The sequence below is a fragment of the Pseudomonas edaphica genome (assembly GCF_005863185.1).
In the GTDB taxonomy this organism is placed as follows: Bacteria; Pseudomonadota; Gammaproteobacteria; order Pseudomonadales; family Pseudomonadaceae; genus Aquipseudomonas; species Aquipseudomonas edaphica.
This window is the reverse complement of record NZ_VBVZ01000633.1, coordinates 1-3520: the sequence shown is the minus strand read 5'-3', so window position 1 is coordinate 3520 and position 3520 is coordinate 1. Positions and strand designations below refer to the sequence as shown.

At 59.1% G+C, this 3520-nt stretch carries 5 protein-coding genes and 1 pseudogene; 2 read left to right on the top strand and 4 right to left on the bottom strand.

Features of this window, described 5'->3' with window-relative positions; all coding sequences use genetic code 11:
• A pseudogene (locus tag FEM54_RS27975) lies at nucleotides 1-842 on the top strand (aromatic amino acid transporter AroP); the annotation flags it as partial.
• A gap of 59 nt (nucleotides 843-901) precedes the next feature.
• Here the strand turns inward: FEM54_RS27975 and FEM54_RS27970 are convergent.
• Nucleotides 902-1279 carry a c-type cytochrome gene (locus tag FEM54_RS27970; RefSeq protein ID WP_138453797.1) on the bottom strand — a complete coding sequence of 126 codons (378 nt, stop codon included), beginning with the start codon at nucleotides 1277-1279 and terminating at the stop codon, nucleotides 902-904.
• A gap of 57 nt (nucleotides 1280-1336) precedes the next feature.
• Between FEM54_RS27970 and arfB the strand changes: the two genes are divergently transcribed.
• Nucleotides 1337-1750, top strand: a complete 414-nt coding sequence (gene arfB / locus FEM54_RS27965) for an alternative ribosome rescue aminoacyl-tRNA hydrolase ArfB (protein WP_016975416.1) — start codon at nucleotides 1337-1339, stop codon at nucleotides 1748-1750.
• Here the strand turns inward: arfB and FEM54_RS27960 are convergent.
• From FEM54_RS27960 to FEM54_RS34445, 3 genes are all read right to left on the bottom strand, one after another.
• Entirely contained in the window at nucleotides 1747-2943 is a 1197-nt protein-coding gene (locus FEM54_RS27960; protein WP_099549416.1) for an MFS transporter, read from the bottom strand. The two genes, arfB and FEM54_RS27960, sit on opposite strands and share 4 nt — an antisense overlap.
• Nucleotides 2944-3046: 103 nt before the next feature.
• The gene (locus FEM54_RS27955) at nucleotides 3047-3229 is read right to left on the bottom strand and encodes a hypothetical protein (RefSeq protein ID WP_138453795.1); all 183 of its coding nucleotides are present in this window, start codon (nucleotides 3227-3229) and stop codon (nucleotides 3047-3049) included.
• Between the two features lie 72 nt (nucleotides 3230-3301).
• Nucleotides 3302-3520, bottom strand: a 219-nt coding sequence (locus FEM54_RS34445; protein WP_205894437.1) for a hypothetical protein, incomplete at its 5' end; no start/stop codon positions are given.

Genomic DNA, 3520 nt, shown 5'->3' with positions numbered 1-3520 from the left:
GGTTCTTCCCCCATGGCGTCGGCGGTTTGGTGATGGCCATGGCGATCATCATGTTCTCGTTCGGTGGTCTGGAAATGCTCGGTTTTACCGCTGCTGAGGCCGATCAGCCACGTACGGTGATCCCCAAGGCGATCAATCAGGTGATCTACCGCATCCTGATTTTCTACATCGGCGCCCTGGTGGTGCTGTTGTCGCTGACGCCGTGGGACAGCCTGCTGGCGACCCTTAACGCGTCCGGCGATGCCTACAGCGGCAGCCCATTCGTGCAGGTGTTCTCGATGCTGGGCAGCAACACCGCCGCGCACATCCTCAACTTTGTGGTGCTGACGGCGGCATTGTCGGTGTACAACAGTGGCACCTACTGCAACAGCCGCATGCTGCTGGGCATGGCTGAACAGGGTGATGCGCCCAAGGCATTGGCCAAAATCGACAAGCGCGGCGTGCCGGTGCGCTCGATCCTCGCCTCGGCAGCGGTCACTCTGGTGGCGGTGTTGATGAACTACTTCATCCCGCAACACGCGCTGGAGTTGTTGATGTCGCTGGTGGTTGCCACCCTGGTAATCAACTGGGCGATGATCAGCTTTTCGCACTTCAAGTTCCGCCAACACATGAACCGCACCGGCCAAGTGCCGCTGTTCAAGGCGCTGTGGTATCCGTATGGCAATTACATCTGCCTGGCGTTCGTGGTGTTTATCCTGGTGATCATGCTGATGATTCCGGGGATTCAGGTGTCGGTATACGCAATCCCGGTGTGGGTAGCGTTCATGGCGGTGTGTTATTGGATCAAGAACAAGCGCAGTGCTGAAGCCGCATTGACCACGGCAAATGCAGCGCTGAAGTAAGCGACGCTCCATCGGCGATTAATACCCCTCTATTGAGGGGTATTTTTTTGCGATGAGATTCATCGGCTGTTTGCAATAACGCCACTCATGTAGGCGTTCAAGTCGCGAAAATCCTTGACGCTCCAGGCATGCGGCGCAACCTTCACACCATTGTCTTGCAGGGTTTTTGGGATCAGGTTGCCATTCGGGCGAAGGATCACCGAAGACACAATAACGCCCGGATAATCTGCCAGCCGTTTTTTGAAAGCAGGCGTTGTGAGGTCGGGCGTGGGCGGGCTGCTTTTCCTGGCCAATGGCCCGGAGGCCTTGAGGTCTGGGCCGTGGCACATGGCGCATCGCTGTGAATACAGGTTTTTGCCGTTGGCAGTGTCCGCGACGGACAGTGGCGTTTGAATGAGTGATAAAGTGCCGAGCACAGTGATGAATAGCCTTTTCATATTGCTGCGTCCTTGTTGTTTATGTTGTTGTGGCCCGTTGCCTAAGGTTTTTGATTGATGCTGGTAATTTCCAACAACGTGCACTTGCCCGATGCCGAGATCGAGTTGACCGCCATTCGCGCCCAGGGCGCCGGTGGGCAGAACGTCAACAAGGTGTCGAGCGCGGTGCACCTGCGGTTTGATATCCCGGCTTCATCGTTGCCGGAGTTCTACAAGGAGCGTTTGCTGGCGCTGCGTGACAGTCGTATCACCAGTGAAGGTGTGTTGGTGCTCAAGGCTCAGCAATACCGCACTCAGGAACAGAACCGTGCCGATGCGCTGGAGCGCCTGGTGGAGTTGATCCTCAGCGCCACCAAGGTCGAAAAAAAGCGCCGCCCGACCAAACCCACCCTGGGTTCGAAAAAGCGTCGCCTGGAATCCAAGACCAAGCGCGGCAGCATCAAGGCCGGGCGCGGCAAGGTCGACTTCTAGGCGCCTCTCGCCTCGCGGGCCTTGGGGGCTTGCCGGTACAGGTAAACACTCAGCAGCAGACCACCGACCGACGCGAGGGCGGCAAACAGGAATATCGACGCAAAGCCGAAGCCTGCCGCCACCGCCCCGGCCAGTGGGCCGGTGATACCCAATGACAAGTCGATAAACAGCGAATAAGCCCCCACCGCCGCGCCACGGCTGGAGGCCGGCACCAGGTTGACGGCTTCTACGCCCAGTGCTGGAAACACCAGCGAAAAGCCAAATCCGCTCAACGCCGCACCGGCCAGCGCCCATTGCGCGTCGGGTGCCAGCCACAGCAACAACAGGCCAAGGGCTTCTACCGACAGGCAGGCAATCGCCACACGAAAGCCGCCGATCCGGTTGATCAAATTGCCGAACAACAGGCGCGCGCCGATAAAACTGGCGCCGAACAGGCTCAATGCCCACACCGCGTTGTCCCAATGCTGGGTGGTGTAATACAGGGTGATAAAGGTGGCGATGGTGCCAAAACCAATCGAACCCAACGCCAGGGCACAGCCGTGTGGCAACACGCGGCCCAGCACATTCATGAAGGGCAGGCGCACGCCGGCCACAATTGGCGCGGCTTCCTTGTTCCAGGCCAACAGCACGCCGAGCACCGCCAGCAGGATGATGCTGACGCCCATGCTCCACAGCCCCAAGTGGCTGACCAGCAGCACACCCAGCGGCGCACCGATGGCCAGCGCGCCGTAGCTGGCGATGCCATTCCACGAGATGACCTTGGCCGTGTTGGCGGCGCCGACCCGGCCGATGCCCCAGCCGATGGCGCCAGAGCCCACCAGGCTTTCCGCGCTGCCCAGCACCAGTCGGCCAATCAGCAGGCTGATCAGGCTGATGCCTGGCAGGCTGGAAAACCACGCCGCCAGCAACATGAACACGCCGCTCAGGCCGCAACCGACCAAGCCGATCAGCACCGCGCGCTTGCTGCCCAGGTTATCGATGATTTTGCCTGCATACGGACGGCTCAGCAGGGTGGCCAGGTATTGCACGCTGATTACCAAGCCCGCGATAACTGCGCCGTAGCCCAGTTGGCTGTGCACATAGCCCGGCAATACGGCCAGGGGAATACCGATGTTGAGGTAGCCGATAAAGGTAAACAGCACGATGGAAACGACTTGCAGCGTGACCGCCATGGGGCGCTGGGTATCTGGCATGGGAGAGGTCCACCGTCGCAGCAGGTAAAGATAGGCTGCTAATGATACCGATGCTTTGGCTTGTGCAGGGCGGTAAAAAGCAAAACGTCAGCTCAAAAAGACATCAGGCTTGAGGCGGGGCCAGCATTTGCGTGGTTACCAGGGCGGCCAAGGCGTTTTCCTGGGTGCCAAAACGCTTGAGCAGCAGGGCTTGTTTGTCGGCGCTGAGGCGGTTCCAGACTTCGATCATCTGCAAGGCAGCGTCCAGTACTGCGGCGTCAGGGGTGTCGGGGAGGGATTCGGTCATGGCGGGGGTCTCGATGATTCAGGCAGTGTGGAAAGCGCTTGAAGTGCGCTTTCCACACGGTCTGGTACGGCGTCAGTCCTGGCGTTTGCTGTCGACTGGTTTTGCTTCTTTGGCTTCAGGCTGTTTGTCACTGGCCTGCTGCGGTGTTGGCTGCTCAGTTGGATGCAGGCTTGGGAAGGGGAGATTAGGTATCTCGTGCATCGTCGTCGCTCCTCGCAAGATCTGTTTTATCAATCGCAGGTGATTCCGCGCTCTCAAAAAGCCTTGGCAGGATACAGCACTGAAAATGAC